A 25,789-nucleotide genomic window follows, 5' to 3' on the forward strand; every position below is an offset into this window, starting at 1 on the left:
TACGCTAATCCACACTAATTGACGGAGCTTTGCCAGGCTGGTAAGGCTCCGTTGCTATTTTGGTCAATGTAAAAGACTTTGATATACAGATGAATCAGGTATTAAGCCATGAAAATTATTAACTAAGCCCATTGATATTGAAATTTATTATCTAAATTGGTTGGAAGAACAGTAGACACCAATTTTAAGACCATCGACCAGAGAGAATTTTAAGTTGTGAAATGATATGGCAGATAGTCAATTAATAGATTTTCGTCAAAAAGAAGAGGCATTTGTAATGCGTAAGCTGCATGACCGGCAGTGGCAGAAGTTGTTACATTTCTGTTACAATATAGTCGGCGAGGAAGCAGAAGCGCAGGATATCGTGCAGGATTCTTTTATGGCAATATGGAAGATAAGAGATCGTTGGGAGACTATCGAAAGTCTGGATAATTACCTCTTTATGGTCTGTAGAAATAATGCCCTGGCTTTACTCAAAAAGCAAAAGGAGATCAGACGTCTTGCTGAAGATATTGCAATTCACCTTCAAAATCGGATACAGCATAGCGCCCTGGAACATATATATGCTTCCGAAACAAACCAACATATACAGGGACAGATTCAAACCTTTCCTGCAAAGATGAAAGAGGTTTTTCTCTTAAGCCGAGAAGAAGAGCTGAGTCAAAAGGAGATTGCAGCGAAATTAGCTATCTCAGAAAACACTGTTAAAAAGCAGATTAACAATGTGTTAAAAGTTTTGAAGAAAAAACTTTAAAAAAAATATATTTTTTATCTACTACCTACTTTAGCTTTCTCACTCTTTATATCAAATAAAGAATGATGAACCCAACGCAAATCGAAGAGCTTATACGTAAATGTCTCAATGGAGAAGCGACTGATAAAGAACAACAGTTGCTTAATTCATATCTGGAACAGATAAGTCAGCATGATCTGCCTGTTTCTGAGGATCGTCTTTCTGATATGAAACAGGAGTCATGGACAAAATTACAACAGCAATTTGCCGGTAACGAACCCCTAAAACAAAAGAAAAGTACTAAACGCTGGCTTTGGCCAGCCGTAGCGGCTGCGGTCGTTTTAATAACGGCCACCGGACTGTTATTCCTTCGCTCTCCAAAAATAGACAAACAACCTTTGACCGCAAAGAAGGTGTCCGCAGATACAGTCGTGTATCCGGCGGCCGATAAAGCTTATCTGGTGCTTGCAAATGGCGGGACAATAGATCTCGAAACACCTGAGAACGCTCAAAAAGAAGTAAAGCAACAACTGGATGCTAATATCAACATAGACAAAGGCATGATATCCTTCGGAAATACCAATAAAAACAAAGAAGCTGTTGGATTATATCAGACACTTGTCGTACCTGCAGGAGCTACCTATAAACTTACACTATCAGATGGGACCAGAGTCTGGATGAATGCTGCTTCCAGATTAAAATTTCCGTTAGGATTTGAGAAAGACAGAAGACTCGTGGAAATGGATGGCGAAGCATATTTTGAGGTAGCTAAAGATAAGGACAGGCCATTTATTATTAAAAGCAGACGGCAGGAAGTAAAAGTGCTGGGTACTTCATTCAATATGACAGATTTTGCAAATGACAAAAACAGCAGAACCACACTGGTAGAAGGATCTGTAGAAATAACGAATCACAAAACTAACCAAAAACTGTATATGAAACCGGGGGAGCAAACTGTAGCCGGAGAGCAGTTCAGAAAGATGAAAGTTGACCCTTCTCCTTATATCGCCTGGAAAAACGGATATTTTGATTTCACGGAATCCAATAGTCTGGTCGAAGTGATGAAACAGGTAGAACGCTGGTACAATGTGAAAGTGATTTTTACGAATCCAAATGAAAACAGAAGCTGGGCCGGAAAAATGAAAAGAAATATGACGCTAAATGAACTGGTGGGACAGCTCAATTTTACCGGAATCAAATGTGAGATAGAAAACAGAAATACAATCAAAAACCTAATTATAAATTAAAGTATGAGATAGAAATTTTAAAACTAAAAAAAGGGTTGCTACTAACAACCCTCTTATTCAAGTAAAAACAATGCCCGATAGATCCATGTACCAAATACATCTAAATGGGTGTGCTATGTATTCACTTAACCTAACCAAAACTAATGAAAATTAATCAATTGCCCAAAGCATTAGGGCATGGAAAAGACTGCTCTTATCTCGTGCCCGCGATGGAGCGAACAGGACATTACATCTATCAATATCGTATAGTAATCATGAAACTCAAACTATTCGTACTATTTGCATGTATAGCAATAGGACAGAGTAAAGCCACCGTATTTGCCCAGAAATTTACTTTACACGAACGTAAGGTCCCGTTAAAAGTGGTTTTTGACAAAATCGAGAAAAGCTCAAATTATGTATTCTTCTATGACCGTAAAGAAGTAGAAGAAATAGGCAGAATTAATGTAAATGCTATTGGAATGCCGCTGGATCAGTTACTATCCACACTGGCAAAGGACAATGGATTTACCTATAAAATCGTGAAGAATAATATCGCTATCAAAAAGAGCGATAAACCCAGAAGACAGGAGACGATTCCGATCAGCGGAATTGTACGGGATTCCACAGGTATCATTCAGGGAGTATCTGTACAAGTCAAAAACAAGCCTACTATAGCCACGTCCACAGATGTCAATGGCAGGTTTATTCTGATGGTGCCACCCGATGCTGTACTGACCATCAGTATGATCGGATACAAGCGTCAGGAGATACAAATAAATAAGCAGACAGCATTTGATATTTTTCTTGAAAAAGATGATGCACAACTGGATGAAGTCGTGGTTATCGGATTCGGAACGCAAAAGAAACAAAGTCTGGTCAGTTCTGTCGCAACAGTAAAAGGAGAAGAGCTGAAAGGATCCAACCGGAGTCTGAGCAACAGTCTGGCGGGAAAATTACCGGGGCTGATTGCTGTACAGCGATCCGGCGAACCGGGATATGACAACTCCGAGTTCTGGATACGGGGTACCAGCTCTTTCTCCGGAGGGACGAGCCCGCTTATACTGGTGGACGGTATACCGCGTACTATGAATGATATAGAACCGGATGAAATCGAAACGTTCACCTTACTTAAAGATGCAGCAGCAACAGCCGTTTATGGTGCCGAAGGTGCAAATGGTGTCGTGTTAATTACTTCCAAAAGAGGTATTGCACAGAAAACAACTATTGCTTACCGCGGAGAATACACTACTCTCAGACCTACACGTATCCCTAAGTTTGCGAGTTCAGCAGACTATCTGAGTATCTACAATGAGGGGCTTATGAATGAAGGTAAATCAGCTATGTTTTCGGATGAACTGATTGCTAAGTACAGATCCGGAGAAGACCCTGATCTGTATCCCAATAGCCAGTGGTGGGATTTACTCATGAAAGAAAACACCAACAACACGAGACATACGCTGAGCTTCAGAGGGGGAGGAGATCGTATGAAATTCTTTGTGTCCGGTGCTTATTTCGGTGAAAGCGGGCTGTACAAAGTATCCAATGATTATAATAACAATGCTGGTATCAAGAGATACAATCTTCGTTCAAATATAGATCTGGATGTGACGAAAACTACTTCTTTAAGAGTGGATCTCAGTGGTCAGTATCTACAGGGGAACTATCCTTACAATTCGGCAACAAATATTTTTGAACGTTTTTCCAGAATCCCTCCGTATCTCTTTCCTGCAAAATATTCAGACGGAACACTTGCCGGCCATCCTGCACAGGATGCCAATAAAGTCAATCCTTACAACCAGCTGATGGAATACGGATACCGCAAAGAGTGGCGTTCGTTTATCCAGTCCAGAGTAGACCTTAACCAAAAGCTGGACTTCCTGACAGAAGGGCTGAAAGTGAGAGGTACAATCAGTTACGATTCAGAAGGATTCTTCAATATGTCGCGATACAAAGCGCCAAAAACATTCTATGCAACAGGAAGAGATGATACCGGAAAGCTGATTTTCAAACAGATCAGTAATGAAACTACCATTGGAGAGCCACAGGAAACCAGCTCAGGGCTGAAAAAAATCTATATGGAAGCCGCCATCAATTATGACCGTTTGTTTGGGAATAAGCATCAGGTAAACGGGATGCTATTGACATACCAGAAAGAGCAACAGTCCAATTCGGATGCTTTAGCGGTACGTAAACAGGCTTATATAGGTAGAGGAGTCTATACTTTTGATAACCGTTATGCTATAGAAGCCAACTTCGGTATCACCGGATCAGAAAAATTTGCAGAAGGATACCGTTACGGTTTTTTCCCGGCTGTAGGTATTGCATATAATATTTCCAATGAACCATTTTTCGGGAATGAGCTGAAGAAAGTGATCAATAATCTGAAAGTGAGAGCATCCATAGGAAAAACCGGAAACGATGACACCGGAGGTGCACGGTTCCTGTATCGCCCTACATTTTCAGATGCTGCAGACAACGGCTACAGTTGGGGTATAGGAAGTACCGGGACACTGAATAAAATAAATGGTATAGTGGAAGGACGCTTTGCTTCACCTTCGCTTTCATGGGAAATTGAGATTAAAAGAAACTATGGTATAGATCTGGGCTTTTTCAATAACTCCATTACCTTACAGGTAGATTATTTTGACAACAGAAGAAGCAATATTCTGATGCAGCGCCGTACGATATCCGGTGTAGCCGGATTCAGACAGGCTCCCTTCCAGAATTTTGGTGTAGTTACCAATAAAGGGATAGAAGGAGGAATGAATATCAACCATACCTTCGGCGAGTTCAAAATAGGAGCATTGAGTAATTTTACATTTGCCCGCAACAAAATAATAGAAATGGATGAAATCCCGCAGTTACATCCGTGGATGAATACGACAGGGACACGTATCAATGCACTGAACGGTATGTGGATTTCCGATGGTCTTTACAGAGAAAATGATTTCAATGTAACGCTGGGTACTGACGGTAAAAAACAATATACGCTGAAAGATGGAATTCCTACAGCTACGACGATGCCTAGTCCCTTGCCGGGCGACCTGAAGTTCAAAGATCTGAATGGCGATGGGATTGTAAACGAATTTGACCGTTCGCAGGATGTTGCCAATCCTATAGTGCCGGAAATTATCTATGGATTCGGACTTAATCTGCAATACAAAGGCATCTATGCCAGTGTGTTTTTCCAGGGCGCTAATAATGTTTCGACCAATCTTAATAACCAGGGAAATGCTTTTCTTCCTTTTCAGTGGGGATTGACGGAAAGTAATGTCAGACAGGAAATACTGGAAAGCCGCTGGACTGAACAAAATCCTTCGGATAATGTCTTCTTTCCCCGTGTCCGTGTTGAGAACCTGGGAAATACCAATACTGCTACAACCTGGTGGGTACGGGATGCTTCATTTTTGAGATTGAAAAATGTAGAGATCGGTTATACATTGCCCAAATCTCTAATCGAACGCCTGAAGTTCAGAAATACCCGCTTTTATATTATGGGACAGAACCTTTACGTATGGGACAAAGTGAAAATGTATGATCCGGAACTGGGTAACAGCGCGGCAGGTACCAAATATCCGCTGCCTCGTACATGGACATTCGGATTGGAAATCACACTTTAATTAATTACTACATTCATTATTCACGATATGAAAACATTACTTAAACTATTTATCTGCATCAGTCTGACAATGGTTTTCTCATCTTGCGAGAAGTATCTTAATGTTTCGGACGAATTGGCCGAAGAGATGGATATGGAAAAGATATTTTCCAATCCTGCCAATGTGCGCAAATTTCATAGAAATATCTACACAGGTATACCCAATACTGCAGACTACGCCCGCGGACTCACAGGACTGAATCTGCCCTGGCCGCAGATGTCTGACGAAATCGACAAGACTTCTGACGGAACAGACGACAATACATTTCTGTACAATGCCGGTTCCACTACCTTAGGACGATGGTCGCTCTATCAGCAGATCAGGCAGGCTAACGTTTTTCTGGAAAATGTAAAGGAGATCCCGAATAAGGGGGATGCAGATTTTCTGGCGCAACAAGAGGTAAACGAACTAAAGGCACAAGCCCGTTTCCTGAGAGCTTATTACCATTTTCTGCTTTTCGAACTTTATGGACCTGTACCGGTTATGAATACGATAGCAGATCCGTCACAGAAAGATATTGACTACGCCCGGAATTCGGTAGACGAAGTCGTAGACTTTATCGACAAAGAATTGATAGAATGTATTGCAGATCTCAAAGATCCCAATCTGACAGACCAGCAAAATCTGGCTGTCCCTACAAAGGGAACTGCACGCGCACTGCGGACTGTCGTACTGGCCTATGCTGCGAGTCCGCTTTACAATGGCGGGTATCAGGAAGCCTTGAATCTCAGTAATAAAGATGGTAAGAAATTGTTTCCGGCATATTCTAAAGAAAAATGGAACAGAGCACTCACTGCAGCTAAAGAATTCATTGATTATGCCAACTCAGGTGTGTATGAACTCTATAAAGTATATGATGCCGGCAAATACAATCCGGACAGAAGTCTGTACGAGTTATTTATGACGTATAACAAAGAGACCATATTTGTGCGTTCGGATGTATCCTGGGGATCTGTACCACGCGCAGGAGTGGATGGCTTTTCGGTGCCAAGAGGTGCCCGCGGAGGCGGTACCACGACAGGATATCTTTCTGTTTTGCAGGAGTTGGTGGATGATTTCTTTATGATTGACGGCAAAAGTATTGAAGAATCACCTAAATATGTAGAAGAGGGATTTTCCAAAGCCGGAGATGACCCTTCCGGCCGTACCAAAGTAGGGACATATAATATGTATGTCAACAGAGAACCACGTTTTTATCAGACAGTATTCTATAATACCCGCAACTGGCATGTCGGCAATGAAGTTATTACTTTTCAGAAAGGCGGTAACTCCGATAATTCACTGACAAAGATCTACCCTAAAGCCGGAACAATTCTTTACAAAAGACTGAGCAAGAAAGTATATGATCAGGGCAGTAATCCGAAAAGCGAGTACAGACCGGGTATTATCTACAGACTGGCAGACCTGTACTTATTGTATGCTGAAATCCTGAATGAGGTAGATCCTTCTCATCCGGATATCATAGAATACATTGATCGTGTGCGTTCCCGTGCCGGTATCCCTTTGCTAAAAGATATCAATCCCGGCATTTCTGGCCAACAGGAGAAACTTAGAGAAGCTATCCGTAGAGAGCGCAGGGTAGAGCTTGCTACTGAAGGACAGCGTTACTTTGATGTGCGTCGCTGGATGCTGGCTGAGACTGAGGGATACAAGCAGGGAGGGCAGGTGTTCGGAATGAATATGGAAGCCCCTACATTAAGTGGCTTCTATAAACGTGTTCCGATCGAAACCAGACTGTTTTCTAAAGCAATGTATCTTTATCCGATTCCGTTGACCGAAATACAAAAAAGCAGACTGCTAGTACAGAATCCGGGTTATTAAAAAATATAGATTGTAATTGTTTAGTTTATATAGTAGGCTAAAGGGTGTGGATTTCCACACCCTTTTTTGTTTATAGTCATAAAGGTGGGTTCGTAAATAGAAGTGCAGTCCTTTTTCTGAGCCCCGGTTATTTTTGTAATTCCTTAAAACTGAATAACGGAAACAAAGTCCTGTTTATCTGTGCTGCTGGTGGCCCATATCTGTATTTTTGTACCATTGGCTGTACTGCCGCCATTGACATCCAGTCGGGAAGAAGGTGCGCAGGCAGGAGTAAATGAAAAGGTCGATGTACCTCTGCTATTGGCTGTCCAACGCTGTGCAGGCCCGTTATCATACGTCCATATACGGACTTGTGTCCCGTTGGCTGTGCCGGCTGCAGCTACAGCCATTACTTTGCTGGTGTCCAGCCTGCTTTTGAAATTATATTCCGTAGCATTCGCTTTGCGAACCAACCATAGTTTAGAATTATTAAGAGTGGCATTATCCATTAATTCTATTACTGTTCCGTTAGCAGTAGCACCATTTTTGACTGTCAATACCGTGTTTTGATTTAATTTGGAATTCAGGGAGTAATAAGCTCCTTCTATTAAAGCATCATCTGAGTTGATAAGACTCACATCGGTTGCCGGTTCAGGAAGATTTAAGGCAGAGATCAGGGCAATTCGGCTCGAAGAAAGATTAAATCCCCATTTTTGGAAGAAATTAGTCAGATTTTTACCCGATGTCTTTGAAGCATAAAAAGCCAGTGCTCCCAGTCTTTCATCTACATTAGTCGTATTTCTGTTAGGCAACGGATAGGTTATGCCGATTTCTTCACGGACCATCTTATGTAAGTTCTTCATAAAGTCTTCGCCGAAAGCCAGCATCAATTGTTCAAACATCATCAGTTTGGTGTAATTCTCAGCTGCTGCCAGATTCTTAGCAGCATCAGGTTGAGCAAGATAGACTTTTGCATTCATCCAGTTTGTTCCGGATACATAGCGGTATGTCGGTTCGTAATACTTTTTGGTGTAGGAAGCGTAAATATTAGGTGCAGCTTCACCCAGTACCGTATAAGGTGTGATCGGCCACAACTGGTGTAAATGACCTATTTCATGCCAGAGCCCCCATTGATCTACCGTGGATCCGCTCACGATGTTTTTAGCCTTGAATACCTTATCCCAGGCAGCAGCACCTGTGAGTCTTACCAGACCCTTATGTGTCGCATCCATATAGCCGCTGTTTTTTTCAATTATACACACTTTTCCGTCAGGCTCTCTGTGTAAAGTGCTGCTATTATCCAGTCCGCTGATTTCATTTTCACGACTGATAATCAGGTCTACAGCAGCAAGCACTGTATTGGGATCTGTACTGGTATAATTGTTATAGCGACTACGTGTGAGAAGGATGTAATTCTTTTGTCCTGTAAGCGTGACGTATTCTGCATCGCTGAAGGTTGTGAGCTGATCTGCCCATTCAGCAGCTGTAGTCTGCCCCAGTTTGAACAAAGGGACCTGTGTATAGCCGCTTATAAATTCGACAGTTACACTGTCATTCGTATTGGGAGTTGCGGAGACATATTGCAGATACATGTTTTTTATCAGAGTAGGATTTATGGTATTCAGACCGGCATTCAGTGTATAAGTCTGTTCGGTATCCAGTTCAGGCGTACCGACAATCAATACAGGTTTGACTGTGCTGCCGCCATGAAAAGTTACCTGCACCTGCAGAGCAGTGCCAGCTATAGGTTTTAATCCGGTGGGATCAAAGTCGCTGTAGGATAAGGCAGTACGAAGGCGGTTGCCGTCTGTGACGTACTCGGTAGATTGCCGGATCGTGAATTTGCTTGTACTTTCATATTTAATATTGCTGAAATAGGTGGCCGAACTGGCCAGCGCAACTTTTGTTAATCCCGGAGCCAGATCTGCCTTTTTGGATTCAGGACCGAAATTTTTACTGCAGGAGGTTAGACTCAGAAGGCACAGGGAGAGCGACAAACTGAGTGTCTTTACGTTTTTCATAATCATGAGTTTACAGGTTTGTAAATGATTTATAATTTTGTTAGTTAGCCTAAATCTAACCAAAATGACAGGACCAACTGAAGCACAATCGTTTGCGCAGAATACGAAAACGTTATAGCTACAAATAAAGTATATGATCGGATTTTTAGCCGTGTATATCCTTTTAAATGAGCTTACATACAGTCGCTTTTAGGTTTATTGGCCTATAATAAATTTGATTTACACTTGCTATTTGCAGATAATAGTCTTAGGTTTGTATTTATTTTAATTTAATCTAAATAAATACAATGACATTTCGGACAGGATTCGGGTGGCTCGGAAAAATACTGATATGTTATCTCTCACTGCTACCTTTTACCGGGATAGCACAGCAGGATATTACGGTCAGTGGGACAGTAAGGGATAAAGAAGACCGGCAACCACAGGTAGGAGCGACTGTGTCTCTGACAGGACAAAGTACAGTATCTACAGATGAAAAGGGAAGCTTTGTTTTTAAAAATAATAAAGCCGGAAAAGCAATATTACGGATATCAGCAATCGGATATCGGGATACTACATTACAGTTAGCACTTAGTTCAGACAAGAATGTCTTTGAATTTAATGTGTTTGTTTCCAAAGATAACCGAATTTTAACTGAAGTAAAAGTTGATGTCATTACAGAAAAACAACAGCGTAAGACGCAGGCCATACGCGCTGTAGTGGTGGATGCCACAGCTGCTCAGGAGCAACCGGCTACTTTGTCAGAACTTATAAACCGATCTCCCGGAATACGTGTGAGACAGAGTGGCGGGCTGGGTAATGAAGTTGACCTTTCCATCAATGGATTTCAGAGTAATTCAGTACAGTATTTCAGAGATGGAATCCCATTAGAATATCTTGGAGGAGGTTTTGGACTTAACAATGTTCCGGTCAATCTGTTGGATAGGGTCGAGATATATAAGGGAGTCGTTCCGGTCTCTCTGGGAGGCGACGCTTTGGGAGGAGCAATCAATATGGTCAGTAAGAAAATTGTCGGAACAAAAGTGGATGCCTCGTACGAGATCGCCTCTTTCGGGACACATATTGCTTCTTTATCAGCAATGAAGACAGGTAGTGAGAATCGTACTTTTGGTGGGTTTGAGGCCTTTTATAATAATTCCAGAAATGATTACAAGGTAGATGTATCTGTAGTGGACCAAAATGCCAATCTTGTCCCGGTACGTGTACCTTTATTTCACAACAGCTATAAACAGTATTTTGTAGAAGCATATGCCGGAGTCCGAAACCGAAGCTGGGCAGATGAACTCCGCTTTTCTCTGGTACGGTACGATGTAGACCGTGCTTCACAGCATCCCGCACTTATGACAATTCCTTATGGTGCAGTCATGGTCTACAATCAGGGGTGGGTGCCAGGTCTGCGTTATACAAAAAGTCTTATGGATCAGCGGTTGAAAATCGATCAGTTTGCATCTGTAAGTTTTATAAACAGAGCCCGGGTGGATACGGTAAAAGGTTCCTATGATTGGTACGGTACTTTCACCCCGGGAAATAGTATAGGGGAAAGTCCGAGGCCGGCATTGTCGGATATTAACTTCCGGAATATCATGAACAGAACTAATGTAATATTTGATATAAATAATCATAATAAGCTGGAATATAATTTTGTATATAATTATAGTAATCGGACGGGAGAAGACAAATACGGGATGCGGTTTAATGGAACTGATATCGACATCCTGAGCAAAGAAGCCGTTTACAATAAGATCATATCCGGCCTTATGTGGGAATCCAAATGGATGGATGGCAGGCTTACCAATCAGGTGACGGCCAAACATTTTTACTTCCGCACAAAGGGCATTAATGGTTTTCTAAGCAACAGAAGTAATCTGGAAGATTACACTTCCTACAGCGGACATAACTGGGGAGCATCTGAAGCAGTCAAATACCAGATTAATGACCACAGCTTTGTTCGTTCTTCTTTGGAATGGACCAATCGTTTGCCGAGAGATTTTGAAATCTTCGGTGACAATGATACAAGAGCTCCTAATTTTGAACTGAAACCGGAGAAAAGTCTGAATATTAATCTGGCTTATCGCTATGGAGGTGAAAGCTGGTCTGTAGAAGCAGCTGGTTTTTACCGTAAGACTGAAGGACTCATTCTGCTGGTGCCGGTTCAGGCTCCTTTTGCACAATACCAGAATCTGGATAATGTAAGAGGCTATGGTTTTGATATCGATGCAGAATACCGGTTGACTAAGCAGCTCCGTATTTCTGCAAATGCCTCCTGGCAGGACAATCGTATGGCAGATGTAGAAGAAGGATTATATAAATGGATAGAAGGTACGCGACTGCGTAATACTCCTTATTTCTTTTCAAATGCAGGCCTTTATGGGCAGTTCAACGGCTGGGGAAGTCGCGGTGATACTTTCAGACCATATTTCAATTGGAATTTCATACGCGAATTTTACCTCAATAATATCCCGCGTGATCTGGAGCCAGGTGGTTTTCTGGGATTGTCCGGAACTGCCGGTGTTCCGGTTACAAATATAGTTCCTAATCAGAATCTGTTGTCGGGAGGATTTACCTATCATTTTATCCGGAACGGACTCACAGTGGGGGCTGAAGTGAAAAATATAGGAGATGCCAGGCTCTTTGATTATTACAAAATCCAGCGTGCAGGTAGAAGTTACCACCTTAAGCTGACCTATACATTGAATTTAAAACAATCGTAAAATATAAAACACAAGTATATGAAAAAACGGAATCTAATAGGATGTATTGCATTGGGAGTTCTGAGTCTGTGGGCAACGGCCTGCAGTAAAAATGACAATCCGACACCGCCGGTAGAAGAAGCCTCTTCCAGGTATGTACTGATCACATTGGCCGATCGCGTCAGCGGCAATAAAGGCGGGTTTATAAGTTCTTTTGCGACCTATCCCACAGGAGTTATCTCCAATGCCACTGCCAATTCACTGGAAGGGCAGGGTATGGGCGGATGGCGTGTACATAATAATATGATTTTCAAAATGTTCAGTACAGCAGGCTATATAAGTGGCATAGAAAAAATTGAGGTCAGCAAAGACGGAAAAGTCACAGCAGGCAAGTTTATCTCTTCCAAGATACCGACAGAGGCTGCAAAATACTTTGGAACGGGCAATCTTGTTATTCAGAACGATAATGCAGGATATTACTGGGATGCTGCAGAGCCTCTGAAAGTACAGAAATTCAATCCTGCAACTATGGTCAATACAGGTTCTATAGACCTGTCAGCAGCAGTGAATGCAAGAGGGAAGGACGAAGCGCTGATTAAATTCAGAGCTGCCGGACAAAAATTCTTAGCCATAAAAGCTGGTAAATTATACGTCAATCTTACTTATGCTAAAAATGATGCAAGTCAGGTTGGATTTTTTGATGATTTCTATACAGATGTGTATCTGGCTGTAGTCGATATAGCTACTGGTACATATGAAAAAACCATTACCATAAAGGAAACAGGAAGTATCGCATATATCAATGAGAACCATATGTATGACTTTGATACCAATGGCGATTTGTATATCGTTACTCAAGGCCGTACAGCTGTAGGAGGTAAATCCAAGATTGTACGTATCAAAGCTGCTGAAACAGATATTGATAGTTCATGGGAACTTAAATTCAGTGATTTCAGAGCTGCAGATGATGGTAAATTTACCAATGTATTTGCGAAAGACGGACGTCTTATCTTCACACTCAATACAGAGAAGCTAACCGGTGGAGCTACCGGTAATATTAACAGTGAAGATATCTGGAAATTCTATTCCCTGAATGTAAGCGACCGTAAATTCAATGCCATAGCAGGAGTGCCAACCGGAACAAATCCCGGAGCTGCTATGGTTGCAGTAGAAGTAGATGGAAAAATTCTGCTTCGCGGTGCTACAAAAGCAGGTGAAAACGGATACTATGAATATAATGCAGCTAATAATACGGCTACCAGTTCCTTCTCTGTAAATGTAGGTGGGGCAGTATCCGGATTTGTCAAAGTACAGACCAAGTAACATATTAGTACCTATGAAACAGGGCGTACCGGATTCGGTACGCCTTTTTTTGTATCCTGACCTTCGGTAAACGCTTACTTACGCTACTTATTTATATTGAGTCTAATTATTAATAAAATGAAGAAGATATTTGTTGTATGTGGCCTTTTGTTTGCCACAGTGGCCGTTCAGGCCCAGGAGAAAACTCCGCTTTTCCGTATCGATAAAAAACAAAAAATTGACAGTGAAGTCTATCAGCTGGTCTATAATCCGAGTCTGGATCAGGTTTACGTAGCCGGTCCGAAATCAGGCTTCAATAAAGAAGTGGATAATTACATCTATGTACTTAACGGTAAAGATCTCGTTGTAGTAGATTCCATCAATGTAGGCAAAAACCTGCCTTTCGGAATTGCGCTGAACAATAAGACACAGACTTTGTATGTCGGTCATTCGCTCCAGAGTGTGGTAAGTGCTGTAGATCTTAAAACAAAACAGGTAAAGCTGATCAAGAATGAACGCAGCAAGTCTAAGATCAGAGAGTTGACGGTAGATGAATCCCGCAATAAAGTGTATGTATCTGATCACGGTAATCCGTCTATATGGGTGATCAACGGGGATTCCAAAAGCATACAGTCCTTTATGGAATATCCGGGTGGCTCTTTGTTAGGATTGGCTACTGATGCAGAAAAAGGTAAAGTATATGCTACGGATTCGGAGACCATGGAAGGAAATATCCTGGTCTATAATGCGGATAACGGAGTCCTTGAATCTAAATTTCAGACCTGGTCATACTGCCCGTTGAATATTACTCTGGATAAGAGCGGCAACCGCATTTTTGTGAGTCAGTCAAATGATAATAATATTACCGTCGTAGACAGCGGCACAGGCAAAATCATTAATAAAGTTTATCTGGGATATGATGCTTCTCCTATTGGTATAGCATATGATGCGGATAAAGATGTGCTGTATGCAGCCAACCGTAATAAAAAGGAGGTAGTTGCTGTGGATATGAAAACGTATAAAATCCTGGAACGTATTGAAACACAGGGTTTGCCTAATACCATCAGCATTAATGCCGGTAACGGAACTGTGTATGTAACAAATAAACAAGTCGGCCGTAAAGGCGAGCCTGTTGAAAACGGAAATACAGTTATGAAAATCGTAAGAAGTTTATAACACTGCAAGTGTGTTGGTTGAGTAAAGGTCATCTCTTTGGAGATGACTTTTTTCTTCGGACAGTATATAGAAATCAAAGGTTTAGAGATCGCAGATCTCAACGTAAAGTGACAGCATTTAAATTATGGAATTATTGGCCAAAAGAAACTACTATGTAACGTTTAAAAGAATACTGGAAACGGTTCATGCAGCGGGACATAAGTTGACCAGACAGCGTGAGATAATTATACAGACGATCTGTAAGCTCAAAATCGTGGATGATGTAGAACAGATATGGCTCAGGTTAAAAGATGAATTTGATATTGCATTAGCTACCATATACAGTACGATAAAGCTTTTATGTTCGCTGGGATTGATGGGCATCAGGTATCAGACTGATACCCGCAAACGTATATATGAATTAGCTAATCGATAATTCCCTCTCATTTCTAAGGAGAGGGTTAGGGAGAGGTTTTGAAGTTATATAATTAATCTCTCTGCCCTTCGGGCATCTCTCCTTGTGAAGGAGAGAAGAGTTATCACAACGGTTCTGAAAGTTAATTCCCTCTCATTTCTAAGGAGAGGGTTAGGGAGAGGTTCTAATGTTTACAATATAATAGTCCCAGCTAGGAAACTCGAATCAACTTAAAATATTCAAGCTGATAATAAGCGTCCCCGCCAAATGTTAAGATCGAAATTAATACTGCCGGTGCGGACACCGGCAGACGCATGCAAGTGCATTTATCCCGCTGAAGCTATTCTCTTCTAGATTTAAGGAGAACGTGTTTATTTACTTTTCTTTTTCCTGTCTGCGGTCCTGAGCAGACTGATCTTCCGCTACACCGGCCTTCCAGTAAGAAAATGCGTAAAGTTCCTGATTGCTCCACTGTAATTTTTCACGGAAATAGCTGCGTAAAGTCCTGACGGAACTATATTCACAGGCTATATATGCAAAGTGTGTACCTTCGTTTGGTATGGATACTTTCAGTACTTCTTCAGCCAGACTACTTCCTGATTCGGGATGTCCATTGAAGATCCATTGGATCGTAAATCCGGCATGTCCGAGTTGAGGTTGTATATCTGTAGGAGAGGAAACTTCCAGAATACAATGCCCTTTTGCTTCCGGTGGCAGGCTTTCCAGTATACTGGCCAGCACGGGGATAGCTGTGGCATCTCCGATCAAAAAATACCAGTCTGCAGCAGGATACAATGGATTTTTACGAAGTTTCATAGCCACGCCCAAAGCATCTCCTTCCTTAGCATGAAGAGCCCAGGATGAAGCAGGACCATTGTCCCCGTGGTTGACAAAATCAATCAGGATCTCTTTATTCGCTACATCTATACCACGATGTGTATAGGTTCTGACAATAGGCTTTTCATTGTCTGCCGGATTTACCCAGGCTCCCTTTTCAGCATCGAATACAGGGAAAGCAACTTCCTTGCTCCCCGCCGGAGGTATAAAAATCTTATTATTAGCCCCTATAGTGCATGCTGCAAAGTCTCTCGCACCGTCTCCCTGAAGAGTTACCCGTATATAATGAGGAGTTATAAATTCTTTTTTACTGACATGGAATACATGTCTTGCTATTGCTGTCTGTTCCATATGGCTATTATTTTAATGCTTTTATGATTTCGTCTATCATCATATCCGTAGAGGTAATACCTCCTCCTGAAAGATACCAGATCTGCGGATTGAGATAGATCAGTTTACCGTTTTTATAGGCGTTTGTTTGTTGGATCAGTTTATTTTCAATTTCACTTTTATTACCGGCTTTACCGGCAACGACTGCATTACGATCTATGATAAAGAGATAATCAGGATTGGTCTCTGCTATAAATTCATTGGAAATCTTTTGACCATGTATAGCCACTTCCAGCTGTTCCTGCGCCGGTTTTACACCCAATACATCGTGAATAAAACCAAAGCGGGAACCTTTGCCATAAGCACTGAAACGACCGTTGTTGTGCAGGATAATCAGCGCTTTGTGATTATCACCTTTTAGCTGACCCTGAGCAGTCTTTAGTTTTTCATCAATAGCATCCAGTTTTGATTTGGCTTCTGCTTCTTTTCCGACCAGCTGTCCGATCAGAAGGGTGTTTTTCCGAAATGATGACATATAGTCTTTATCATCTACACCGACAAATACAGTAGGAGCAATCTTATTCAATTCATCATAAAACTTTTCCTGACGGCTGGAGATCAGGATTAGGTCAGGATTCAGTGCATTAATCTTTTCGTAGTTGGGTTCTTTTACGGAGCCGACATTGGCAACAGCTTCATCATTTTTGTACTTGATAAGATGATCCGGTATATTATCTTTCGGTACACCGGCTACAGGAATACCCAGCTGATCCAGAGTTTCCAATGCCCCGATATCAAATACGACAATATGTGAGGGCGATGCTACGACCTGAGCTTTACCGAGTTTATGTTCTACAGTGATGGAGTCTGTAGCGGTCCCGTCATTTTTCTTACTGCTGTTACAGCTGGCTGCTACAGCCAGAAGTATAATACAACTTATGTTTTTGATCAATTTGTTCATATTTAGTTGAATGTTGAGGGTTTAAAAAATGAATTTTAATTTTAGATATCAGATATTGAAGTAATTACAGATTTTGGAGGAGCCATTGTCGATAATATCGAATTCAATGTCAAAAATTTCCTTTAATCTTTTTGCGTCGATGACTTTTTCAGTCTCTTCGTGGTAGAATATAGCCCCGTCTTTCATAGCAATGATCTGATCGGAGTACTGTGCTGCAAAATTAATCTCATGAATGACCATGACCACTGTTTTACCCAGTTCATCCACCAGTCTGCGCAAGGTTTTCATCACCTGTACAGCATGTTTCATATCGAGGTTATTAAGTGGCTCATCCAATAGAATAAACTCTGTATTCTGTGCGATAATCATAGACAGGAAAGCGCGCTGACGCTGTCCGCCACTCAACTCATCTATGTATGCATCCTGCAGTTGCTCCAGTTCCGAAAAAGCAAGTGCCTGATCGATATACTGTTTATCTTCGGCATTGAGCCTTCCCTGTGAATATGGAAAGCGTCCGAAGGATACGAGATCGCGTACCGTCAGCTTAAGATCCAGACGATTCGATTGGCGCAGAATCGAAAGATGCCTGGCAAAGTCATTGCTTTTGTACTGCGTGACGTCCTTGTCCAGCAAACTCACCATACCCTTATCTTGCTTCAGTAAACGGCATATGATCGATAATAAGGTGCTTTTACCCGCACCGTTAGGACCAATAAGAGAGGTAATCCTGCCACGGGATATAGTAGAAGAAATGTTTTTCAATACTTCCTTATCTCCATACTGTTTAGATATATCCTGAAATTTGATCATAAGCGTTTTCTTGATTTTAAGATTAAGTACATGAAATAGACTCCACCTGAGAAGTTGATGACAATACTTACTGTCGTTGAGAAATTAAAGACATGTTCAACCATAAATTGTCCTGCAATCAACGCAATACAGGCTATCAGCCCACATATCCAGATCATCACCTTGTGCCTGGAAGACGGAATCAGTTCGTAGGTAAGGTTGGTAACCAGAATGCCCAGAAAGGTTACCGGTCCGACAAGTGCTGTGGAAACGGATACGAGAAGTGAGATAATCAGCATGTAGCGTTTGATCAGTCTATTGTAATCCAGTCCCAGATTAACAGCATGTTCTCTTCCCAGTGCGATGACATCCAGATATTTAACATAGCGTTGTGCCCACAGCAGTGTAGCAAGCAGGACTACTGAAGCAATGAGCAGCAGGCTGCTGTTCATCTTGTTAAACGAAACAAACATGTATCCTTCTATCACTGAGAATTCATTGGGATCTATGACGATCTGCATAAACTGGCTGAGGGTCTGAAACAGAGTACCCAGTATCAGCCCGATCAGCAGCAGATGATATATGTTGCGTTTACCTTTTCCGAAGATCAGCATATACATCACCCACGAAAAGAATAACATCAGCAGGATTGCATAAAAGAAATTATCCGTTTGGGAGATCACCTGAAAAGTCTTGTCTCCATATACAAACACAATGATGGTCTGAAAGAGGATAAAGATCGATTCATAACCCATAATAGAGGGCGTGAGTATCTTATTGTTGGTAATCGTCTGAAAGATCATGGATGAATAAGCCACGCTGATCCCGACTACAATGATGGTAGCCAGACGGATAGCACGCCTGGGCAGTACATAATCTATATTGCGGCCCATATCGTAGAAAAGAAATAAGACGATGAGTGTGGCGAACAGGGCCAGCATGATCCATATACGAGACTGTTGTTTCATCTGTTGCGTTTTAGGATCAGTAAAAAGAAGATAATGCCCCCTGTAATTCCGACCATCAGTCCGATAGGGATTTCGTAGGGATAAATAAGTATCCTGCCCAGTATATCGCAGACCAACAGAAATATGGCCCCTATCAATGCTGTGTAAGGCAGGTTTTTGCGGAGATTGTCCCCATAGATCATACTGACAATATTGGGAATGATGAGCCCTAAAAAGGGTATAGCGCCTACAGTGACAATGGTTACACTGACGGTAACAGAAACTATGAACAGGCCCAGATTGACAACTGTCAGATAGGAGAGTCCGAGGTTTTTGGAAAAACTCTCACCCATTCCTGCTATGGTGAAACGGTCTGCATAGACATAACTGATGAGTACTGCCGGCAAAATAATATAGATGGTTTCATATTGTCCCTGAAGAACTGCTGAAAAATCACCCATTGACCATCCCTGTACATTCTGAACAATATTGTGCTTGTAAGCGAAAAATGTAGATATTGCACCCAGAATATTACCGAACAAAATACCGATCAGCGGAATAAAAACAGTACTCCGGAAGCGGATACGCCTTACCATAGCCATGAAAAGCATACTGGCTGCAAAGGTAAAGCAGAGTGCAAAGAGCATTTTATAGACCAGCGATTCCTGCGGGATAAGCAGTAAACTAAAGAGAATACCCATTTTGGCTGCTTCTAATGAACCTGCTGTAGTTGGGGACACAAATTTGTTTTGTGTAATCTGCTGCATAATAAATCCGACAATACTGAGTCCTCCACCTGCCAGTATCAGTGCTGCTGTGCGTGGGATTCTGCTGATCGTAAAGACCAGCAGCTGATCTTCCGACAAATGGAAAATCTCAGAAAGGGAAATCTCTTTGACTCCTGTAAAAAGAGAAGCAATGGCCAGGAGTATAAGTACTATAAGAAATAGAATGCGCATTAATATCTGTTGCGGTATGCTTTTACTATAAATAAATAGGTTTTGATAAAGATGAAAGTCTTTATCAAAACCTAAGAATGTGTTTGTTTAGCGGATCAGTGTGATCGTATCGCCATTGGTATCTGCAGGAAGAGCCGGTTGTCCTTCCACCGGTCTGCCACCTTTAGCTTTGTTGATCACATAAGCCGCTCCGGTCTGCGGAGATACTTTTACATTATTAGGATGTGATCCCGTCGGCAGATCGGCCAGTACAGCATAGGTCGCTGCATCTATCACAGTCGTCGTACCTGTCTGGCGGTTGGCCGAATAGATACGGTTATTTTTCTTGTCGTAGCTGATACCTATCGCTCCGTCCCCTGTCGGAATAGACTTAAGAATTTGTCCTGAAGCAGCATCAAGGACTGTTATTGTGCCAGATTTCTGATTAGCAACGAAGATGTGGTTGCCGTCGGCTACAAGATTTACCGGAGATTCTCCTCCCGAAGGAAAGCTCTTTTCTACTTTATGACTTTTCAGATCGATCACTGCCACTTCATTAGTACCCATATTCGTGATATACATTTTGTCTTTACGGTCATTCAGTACCATGCCTGTGGTTGTTTTGCCGGTATTTTCAATGCTGTGCAGGTAGGTGTTGGTTTTGCCGTCAATGACCCATATGCTGCTCGGATCGCCCACATCGGAAATATAAATCAGGTTGTTGTCCTCATCTACCAGAACTTCACGCGTATGACTTTTATCTTTTCCATTATTGAATGTAGCAATTACTTTACCTGTTTTTATATCCACTGCACTTACAGAATGCGTTCGGGTATTGGTGGTATACAGCGTTTGGGTTTTGTGGTTGATTCCCAGACCAAACGGAGGGTTTTCTTTCATAAGGATACTATCCGTAATCGCCAGACTTTCGGGATGAATTTTATAAATGGCTCCTCCCGGCTGTGTCCTGCTACCTGCAGAAGTAACGTAGATAAATCCATCTTGTTCATTGACAACCGCTTCGTAGACACCCTTGCCGGCTGCAGAAGATTTAACTACAGTCTGCGCTGATGCGGAATGTCCCCATGCCAGGAAGGCAAATGCAAATGATGAAGCTATCAGGATCTCCTTTTTGAAGATATGTGGTTTTGTGAAGTTGTACATAAATAAATCAGTTTTGATATGTGAAAAAATGATGTTAATTTAATTTTGCCTGCCACCAGTCATAAAATGCCGGAAATGCTTTGTGCCAGTACCATGCTCCGTGTCTTCCTTCCGGATTGATGCTGATTTCCAGTTGCGGATGATTTTTTTCGCGAAGCATATCTGTGATTTGCAATACATCCGTATTCATAGTGACTGTGCTGCCATCAGGTTTGATCCTGTTTTCATTCCCTCCACCATAAAAATAATAGTGCTGGTCACTGATAGCTGCCTTATGGCCGATGCGTGTGATCGTCTTCTGCACCTGTCCTTCGTCTAACCATATGGATGGCGAAAATACCCCCAGAGATCCGAATACATCCGGATAGGACAGGCCCGCATATAGGGTCAGTAATCCGCCGACTGAACTTCCGGCCATCGCGGTATGCTTCTTGTCGGGCATAGTACGGTAGTGGCTGTCTATGTAAGGCTTAAGTGTATGGACTATAAATTTGAGATATCCGGCTCCCTGAGGATTCGGGAATCTGCTGTTGGGCGATACAAAGTATTCATTCTGACGATCTTCTTTACTTTCTGCATGAGCTACCGCTACGACTATGGCACTTTGACGGTGACGGTCTATGGCCTCATCGACACCCCATTCCAGCGGACCTATACGTCCCTGAGAGGTGGCCTCATCAAACAAATCCTGACCATCATGCATATAAAGCACAGGATATTTTTTATCAGATGTAGCGTAGTCCTTTGGAAGATATATCCATACAGCACGTTTTACAGCAAGCTGGGGAATATAGAATGCACTGTCCAGAAGATGCACCTGCGGACTTGCTGTTGATGCCGGGAAATCATCGCGCCATCCTGCGATATCGATCCGGATAACCGTGTCTTTCTGGATCATTACGTTTCGTGGAGCAGTAAGTGTACCTATTGCCGTAGATTCTAATGTCTGCCAGTCTCCTCTTGTAAATTTGAATTCCAGCAGTCCGGCTTTAACTTCCGGCAGTAGAATACGACTATGCAAAGGAGTTGTTCCGGAAGGCAGTGTATCAAGCATGTGCAGCTTTGGATTCCAGCCATTAAAGTTTCCGGTAATATATAAGGGGCTGTGACGATGCGTTGCCGGTGTACTCTTTACTTCAATGATCACCTGATATTTGGACTGACTAAAGGCAGGAAGGACAAAAATCAGATAACTAAAAAATAAAGAAAGAATACGCTTAAAAACCATGTTGTGTATTAAATATGTGTAAAATGCAGATGTTATAATTCTGCTAATTTATAATTATTCTAAATAATTAAAGGCCGTTATTCATAATAATTATAAATAAAGACATAGCTGTGATAAAATAGCGACAAAAAAATACTTTATGATATAAGAAAGGGGAAATATCACGTATGATATCGCCCCCTAATAAACATAAAAACAAACTATTATCTTGAGAGCCGGCATATACCAACCTTAATTTCTTGTCCGGATCCGGATATTGCTTTCTATCGTTGCAGTTCTCAGGAATTGAGTCTGCGAAGATTTTTATAGGCAAGCTTTATATGGGTTTTGACTGTGTTGATCGAAACCTGTAGTCTATCCGAAATCTCCTGATATTTGAGATCGCCCCAAATATTCATATCGATGGCCTCCCTTTGTCTGTCAGGCAGCAATTGTATGCTTGCAGCCACATCTTCCAGCCGCTGCTCGTAGGCTATACGAAGTTCCATGTCATCATGGTCTTCGCCCAGATTGTAAAAATCCGATGAGATATCCTGAATAGGGAGTTGTTTCTTCTTCAGTACATTGAGACAATTGTTGCGGATAGATCTTACCGCATAATGCTCAAACTTCCCTTCGATTTTCTCTGCTCTATTCTTTTGCCACAGCAGGTAGAAAAAGTCCTGAACAATATCCTCAGCTTCCTGATGATCCTTCACATATTGGAACGCTACTTTGCATAACATTTCATAGTATTGTTCAAAATATGCTTCAATCAAATGTATGTCTGATCTCTTGCGCAGTTTCATTACTCTATTTTTATTTAGATTAATTATAAATAATTGCAATTTTACGGTTTAATTTTAGAATCTGCAAATATTTATTCAGGTAATTTCGGTCTTTCGATCTCTATCGGTTGAGCAGCAAGGGCTTCCAGAAAGCGAATAATTGCTTCCCGCTCTTTCAGCGTGATCCCCAGGGGCTGCAAATGGGGAGATTGTTGCGGATACAGACTGTCTGTTTCCTGTCCTGATTTTGCTTTAGGTTGGGGCATGCCGGCATTATACTGGTTAAGCAACATGCTTATATCATTAAAACGTCCGTCATGGAACCAGGGAAAGGTGCGCACCGCATCTCTGATTCCCGGAGTCTTGAAGGTTCCTATATCGGCTTTATTCCGGGTTACTTCATATCTGCCCAGATCCTGATTTTTGGTTCCGTAGTTGCTAAAACCCAGATTATGAAATTTGCCATCCGTAAAAAAGGGGCCATTGTGGCAGTTGAAACATCTTGCTTTGGTACGGAACAGGTGCATACCCCATATCTGTTGGTCAGATAAGGCTCTTCCTCTTCCTTTCAGAAAATTATCAAACCGGGTAATATTGGATGAAATCGTCTGCTGGAAACAGGAGAGTGCTTCACCGAGCTGATCCGCATTCATTTTGTCTGTTCCAAAAGCAGCATGTATCCATTTCCGGTAACCTTTGATGGTATGGATGTGACTCAGTGCGGTATCTATAGGGGTATTCATTTCATTCGGATCCTCAATAGGAGACCGGGCAACCTGCTGGAGCTTATCTTGACGACCATCCCAGAAAAAGAGTTGTTGAGACCATATATTCTGCAGAGAAGGGGTGTGTCTCCTTCCGATGCGGTGATTACTGCCAATGGCTTTCTTTCGTCCGTCTGTCCAGTGCATATCCGGATCATGGCAGGAGGAACATGATATCTGCATGGAGGCGCTGAGTCTCGGCTCAAAGAAAAGCAGCTTGCCCAGAGCTATTTTGGCCTGCGTAGCAGCGTCTTTCTGATTCCATATCGGAGGGGCTGGTAACGGAGCCCATTCCTGATATGCGATATCTTTATCTACATGCGGTGCCGGCCATTGATCCAGCGGTTTTTCGTACTGCTCACGAAGAAGTACAAAATCCGGTTCTTTGTCAGGTTCCTGTGTCCAGAAGGACTGAAGAATAGCTGCTGAAAATAAAATCAGGATAATGATCAATAAACTGCGTATCAATTTTTTACGATGTTAGAAGTAAAGGAATAAGGAAGCTGATGCACGGGTTCTGCTTTTGCCGGTGATATCGGGTACTGTATTTGTTCGTTGTACATAGTTTAACTGCGGCCTGACACACCATTTCATATCTGCCAGTCTGAAAAAATATTGCACGCCCAAATCGCACTGCAGGTACTGAGTCTTGTCATAGTTTACATCCGATTTGATCACTTCTTCGATAAAAGGGTTGGTGCTTTTGGGACTGTATGTAAACTCCGTACTGTGTGGAGTAGAATAGCCTATACCCAGCTCTATATTTAGCTGATCCGTAAGTGCATGTCTGCCCGCTATGATCGCGATCTGACGACCCCGTTTGCGGTTTACCATCATATTGCCGTCTGCCTGACTGGTATAACTATTCTCTACTGCGCCCCATAATGAGGTATTTCTGTTCCAAAGCCGGATATCTTTAAAAACTTTTATTCCTAGCCGTTGCTGCAGGTAGACATAGTTATTTCCGGAAAATTCTACATTCAGATCTCTGCCCTTGGTCTGTGAGGCGCGGATAAGGATACCTTGTCCGTGATGGCTTATACTGAATTGTCCTTTGAGCTGTTTCAGGTCGTAATCACCGTACATATCATATCCGTCATATCTTCCTGATGAATTGCCACGATCGTATTCTTCATGAATCTTTTCATAACCGATATCTCCTAACAGCAGGAGATCTTCTGACTGGTAACGTCCTTCCATTCCTATACCACGATAGTCCTGATTATTGGTATATACCCGATCTGAGAAAGCAAGGGCAGTTCGTATGGTCCCATAGCCGTTGGACAACCAGTTGAGGTACTCCGGGAATTGGGTAGATTCATAATACTCTTTATTCCTGTAATCTACCTGCGACTCCTGCTGACCATATCCCCAGGTACCTCGTATACCGAAGCTTAGTTTGCTCAGTTTCAAATTCAAACTTGGTTGCAGTTTTAGTTTGAAATGCTTGAGGACTGCTCTGGGATCGTTTGTACTGTAATGGTCACCCATAGCATAGTCCGTAGCAAGAGCGATAAAGACCGGTGACCATACTTTAAGACCTGTCTGTGTATTGATCGTATAATCTGTGCGGGTGTAATGCACTGCACGCTGGGCGGCATAAAAGTAAGGAGAAGATTGTTCGTCGTCCTTTCGGTGTCCCCATCGTATACTGTCTAACTGTTGTTTTTCATATATAAATTTTCCCCAGAACCAGATGTTTTTAAGTTTTTTACCACCTTCCGCTCTGAAACTGCCTACAGTCTGCTTTTCAGCTTCCTGATAGGGTTTGAGTTCACCATTAATTGCTGTAAACTGAAGTTGTGTAATACTTAGTTTGTTGGGCATAAGCGATTCTAACTGCACCGCATATCCTTGCTGTGCATGCTCATAGCGCTCTTGTTGCATTGGATTACTCAACAGGTAGCGGGAAGAGTCTGTTTGTGCATATCTGTGCTCAGGGAGTTTCTGGGCGGCAGCGGATTGCGGATCAGCGAAGCATATTCCAAAGACTGTGAACAGTTGCAGGTAATGGGTAAATGTAAGTCGGGATATTTTCATGGATAAAAGGCTCATATGTA

At 42.1% G+C, this 25,789-nt stretch carries 19 protein-coding genes; 8 read left to right on the forward strand and 11 right to left on the reverse strand.

Features of this window, described 5'->3' with window-relative positions; all coding sequences use genetic code 11:
• The first annotated feature begins 226 nt into the window (after positions 1-226).
• From HMPREF0766_RS05815 to HMPREF0766_RS05830, 4 genes are all read left to right on the forward strand, one after another.
• Positions 227-754, forward strand: a complete 528-nt coding sequence (locus HMPREF0766_RS05815; RefSeq protein ID WP_002994569.1) for an RNA polymerase sigma-70 factor — start codon at positions 227-229, stop codon at positions 752-754.
• A gap of 62 nt (positions 755-816) precedes the next feature.
• Positions 817-1,980: a FecR family protein gene (locus HMPREF0766_RS05820; protein WP_002994570.1), complete on the forward strand. Its 1,164-nt coding sequence runs from the start codon at positions 817-819 to the stop codon at positions 1,978-1,980.
• A gap of 143 nt (positions 1,981-2,123) precedes the next feature.
• A complete protein-coding gene (locus HMPREF0766_RS05825; RefSeq protein WP_002994571.1) occupies positions 2,124-5,582 on the forward strand; it encodes a SusC/RagA family TonB-linked outer membrane protein in 3,459 nt (1,152 codons plus the stop codon).
• 27 nt (positions 5,583-5,609) lie between these two features.
• The gene (locus tag HMPREF0766_RS05830; RefSeq protein WP_037459630.1) at positions 5,610-7,442 is read left to right on the forward strand and encodes a RagB/SusD family nutrient uptake outer membrane protein; all 1,833 of its coding nucleotides are present in this window, start codon (positions 5,610-5,612) and stop codon (positions 7,440-7,442) included.
• 143 nt (positions 7,443-7,585) lie between these two features.
• On the opposite strand, the gene HMPREF0766_RS05835 is transcribed toward HMPREF0766_RS05830, so the two are convergent.
• Positions 7,586-9,442 (reverse strand): M60 family metallopeptidase, encoded by a 1,857-nt coding sequence (locus HMPREF0766_RS05835; RefSeq protein WP_236590528.1) that lies wholly within the window; start codon positions 9,440-9,442, stop codon positions 7,586-7,588.
• A 287-nt stretch (positions 9,443-9,729) separates the two neighbouring features.
• Here HMPREF0766_RS05835 and HMPREF0766_RS05840 point away from each other — a divergent pair, with 287 nt between their 5' ends.
• From HMPREF0766_RS05840 to HMPREF0766_RS05855, 4 genes are all read left to right on the forward strand, one after another.
• Positions 9,730-12,153 carry a TonB-dependent receptor gene (locus tag HMPREF0766_RS05840; protein ID WP_002994574.1) on the forward strand — a complete coding sequence of 808 codons (2,424 nt, stop codon included), beginning with the start codon at positions 9,730-9,732 and terminating at the stop codon, positions 12,151-12,153.
• 18 nt (positions 12,154-12,171) lie between these two features.
• Positions 12,172-13,455, forward strand: a complete 1,284-nt coding sequence (locus HMPREF0766_RS05845) for a hypothetical protein (protein WP_002994575.1) — start codon at positions 12,172-12,174, stop codon at positions 13,453-13,455.
• Positions 13,456-13,572: 117 nt separating this feature from the next.
• On the forward strand, positions 13,573-14,610 hold the full coding sequence (locus HMPREF0766_RS05850; protein ID WP_002994576.1) for a YncE family protein: 1,038 nt from the start codon (positions 13,573-13,575) through the stop codon (positions 14,608-14,610).
• Positions 14,611-14,734: 124 nt separating this feature from the next.
• On the forward strand, positions 14,735-15,025 hold the full coding sequence (locus tag HMPREF0766_RS05855) for a transcriptional repressor (protein ID WP_002994578.1): 291 nt from the start codon (positions 14,735-14,737) through the stop codon (positions 15,023-15,025).
• A gap of 354 nt (positions 15,026-15,379) precedes the next feature.
• Here HMPREF0766_RS05855 and HMPREF0766_RS05860 read toward each other — a convergent pair whose 3' ends face one another.
• The 10 genes from HMPREF0766_RS05860 to HMPREF0766_RS05905 form a co-directional block, all read right to left on the reverse strand.
• Positions 15,380-16,192 (reverse strand): siderophore-interacting protein, encoded by an 813-nt coding sequence (locus HMPREF0766_RS05860; RefSeq protein ID WP_002994579.1) that lies wholly within the window; start codon positions 16,190-16,192, stop codon positions 15,380-15,382.
• A 7-nt stretch (positions 16,193-16,199) separates the two neighbouring features.
• The gene (locus HMPREF0766_RS05865) at positions 16,200-17,132 is read right to left on the reverse strand and encodes a siderophore ABC transporter substrate-binding protein (protein ID WP_002994582.1); all 933 of its coding nucleotides are present in this window, start codon (positions 17,130-17,132) and stop codon (positions 16,200-16,202) included.
• Between the two features lie 48 nt (positions 17,133-17,180).
• Positions 17,181-17,942, reverse strand: coding sequence for an iron ABC transporter ATP-binding protein (locus HMPREF0766_RS05870; RefSeq protein WP_002994585.1), 762 nt, complete (start codon positions 17,940-17,942; stop codon positions 17,181-17,183).
• Positions 17,939-18,889 carry an iron chelate uptake ABC transporter family permease subunit gene (locus HMPREF0766_RS05875; RefSeq protein ID WP_002994586.1) on the reverse strand — a complete coding sequence of 317 codons (951 nt, stop codon included), beginning with the start codon at positions 18,887-18,889 and terminating at the stop codon, positions 17,939-17,941. The genes HMPREF0766_RS05870 and HMPREF0766_RS05875 overlap by 4 nt, the downstream gene beginning before the upstream one ends.
• Positions 18,886-19,827, reverse strand: coding sequence for an ABC transporter permease (locus HMPREF0766_RS05880; RefSeq protein ID WP_002994588.1), 942 nt, complete (start codon positions 19,825-19,827; stop codon positions 18,886-18,888). Before HMPREF0766_RS05880 ends, HMPREF0766_RS05875 begins: the two co-directional genes overlap by 4 nt.
• An 87-nt stretch (positions 19,828-19,914) precedes the next feature.
• Entirely contained in the window at positions 19,915-20,970 is a 1,056-nt protein-coding gene (locus HMPREF0766_RS05885; protein WP_002994590.1) for a YncE family protein, read from the reverse strand.
• Positions 20,971-21,004: 34 nt separating this feature from the next.
• Positions 21,005-22,198: an alpha/beta hydrolase gene (locus HMPREF0766_RS05890; RefSeq protein ID WP_002994591.1), complete on the reverse strand. Its 1,194-nt coding sequence runs from the start codon at positions 22,196-22,198 to the stop codon at positions 21,005-21,007.
• 278 nt (positions 22,199-22,476) lie between these two features.
• On the reverse strand, positions 22,477-22,986 hold the full coding sequence (locus tag HMPREF0766_RS05895; RefSeq protein WP_002994592.1) for an RNA polymerase sigma factor: 510 nt from the start codon (positions 22,984-22,986) through the stop codon (positions 22,477-22,479).
• Positions 22,987-23,057: 71 nt separating this feature from the next.
• On the reverse strand, positions 23,058-24,197 hold the full coding sequence (locus HMPREF0766_RS05900; RefSeq protein ID WP_002994593.1) for a cytochrome-c peroxidase: 1,140 nt from the start codon (positions 24,195-24,197) through the stop codon (positions 23,058-23,060).
• A gap of 12 nt (positions 24,198-24,209) precedes the next feature.
• Positions 24,210-25,784 (reverse strand): DUF6850 family outer membrane beta-barrel protein, encoded by a 1,575-nt coding sequence (locus HMPREF0766_RS05905; protein WP_236590527.1) that lies wholly within the window; start codon positions 25,782-25,784, stop codon positions 24,210-24,212.
• Positions 25,785-25,789 lie beyond the last annotated feature (5 nt).

The organism is Sphingobacterium spiritivorum ATCC 33861 (assembly GCF_000143765.1).
Lineage (GTDB): Bacteria > Bacteroidota > Bacteroidia > Sphingobacteriales > Sphingobacteriaceae > Sphingobacterium > Sphingobacterium spiritivorum.

What these genes read in the sequence shown, in the direction of transcription:
- HMPREF0766_RS05820 (WP_002994570.1), top strand. Translation starts at nt 817, where the DNA reads ATGATGAACCCAACGCAAATCGAAGAGCTTATACGTAAATGTCTCAAT.
- HMPREF0766_RS05895 (WP_002994592.1), bottom strand. Translation starts at nt 22,986, where the DNA reads ATGAAACTGCGCAAGAGATCAGACATACATTTGATTGAAGCATATTTT.
- HMPREF0766_RS05840 (WP_002994574.1), top strand. Translation starts at nt 9,730, where the DNA reads ATGACATTTCGGACAGGATTCGGGTGGCTCGGAAAAATACTGATATGT.
- HMPREF0766_RS05815 (WP_002994569.1), top strand. Translation starts at nt 227, where the DNA reads ATGGCAGATAGTCAATTAATAGATTTTCGTCAAAAAGAAGAGGCATTT.
- HMPREF0766_RS05875 (WP_002994586.1), bottom strand. Translation starts at nt 18,889, where the DNA reads ATGAAACAACAGTCTCGTATATGGATCATGCTGGCCCTGTTCGCCACA.
- HMPREF0766_RS05860 (WP_002994579.1), bottom strand. Translation starts at nt 16,192, where the DNA reads ATGGAACAGACAGCAATAGCAAGACATGTATTCCATGTCAGTAAAAAA.
- HMPREF0766_RS05850 (WP_002994576.1), top strand. Translation starts at nt 13,573, where the DNA reads ATGAAGAAGATATTTGTTGTATGTGGCCTTTTGTTTGCCACAGTGGCC.
- HMPREF0766_RS05890 (WP_002994591.1), bottom strand. Translation starts at nt 22,198, where the DNA reads ATGGTTTTTAAGCGTATTCTTTCTTTATTTTTTAGTTATCTGATTTTT.
- HMPREF0766_RS05905 (WP_236590527.1), bottom strand. Translation starts at nt 25,784, where the DNA reads ATGAGCCTTTTATCCATGAAAATATCCCGACTTACATTTACCCATTAC.
- HMPREF0766_RS05855 (WP_002994578.1), top strand. Translation starts at nt 14,735, where the DNA reads ATGGAATTATTGGCCAAAAGAAACTACTATGTAACGTTTAAAAGAATA.
- HMPREF0766_RS05835 (WP_236590528.1), bottom strand. Translation starts at nt 9,442, where the DNA reads ATGAAAAACGTAAAGACACTCAGTTTGTCGCTCTCCCTGTGCCTTCTG.
- HMPREF0766_RS05870 (WP_002994585.1), bottom strand. Translation starts at nt 17,942, where the DNA reads ATGATCAAATTTCAGGATATATCTAAACAGTATGGAGATAAGGAAGTA.
- HMPREF0766_RS05865 (WP_002994582.1), bottom strand. Translation starts at nt 17,132, where the DNA reads ATGAACAAATTGATCAAAAACATAAGTTGTATTATACTTCTGGCTGTA.
- HMPREF0766_RS05885 (WP_002994590.1), bottom strand. Translation starts at nt 20,970, where the DNA reads ATGTACAACTTCACAAAACCACATATCTTCAAAAAGGAGATCCTGATA.
- HMPREF0766_RS05845 (WP_002994575.1), top strand. Translation starts at nt 12,172, where the DNA reads ATGAAAAAACGGAATCTAATAGGATGTATTGCATTGGGAGTTCTGAGT.
- HMPREF0766_RS05880 (WP_002994588.1), bottom strand. Translation starts at nt 19,827, where the DNA reads ATGCGCATTCTATTTCTTATAGTACTTATACTCCTGGCCATTGCTTCT.
- HMPREF0766_RS05830 (WP_037459630.1), top strand. Translation starts at nt 5,610, where the DNA reads ATGAAAACATTACTTAAACTATTTATCTGCATCAGTCTGACAATGGTT.
- HMPREF0766_RS05825 (WP_002994571.1), top strand. Translation starts at nt 2,124, where the DNA reads ATGAAAATTAATCAATTGCCCAAAGCATTAGGGCATGGAAAAGACTGC.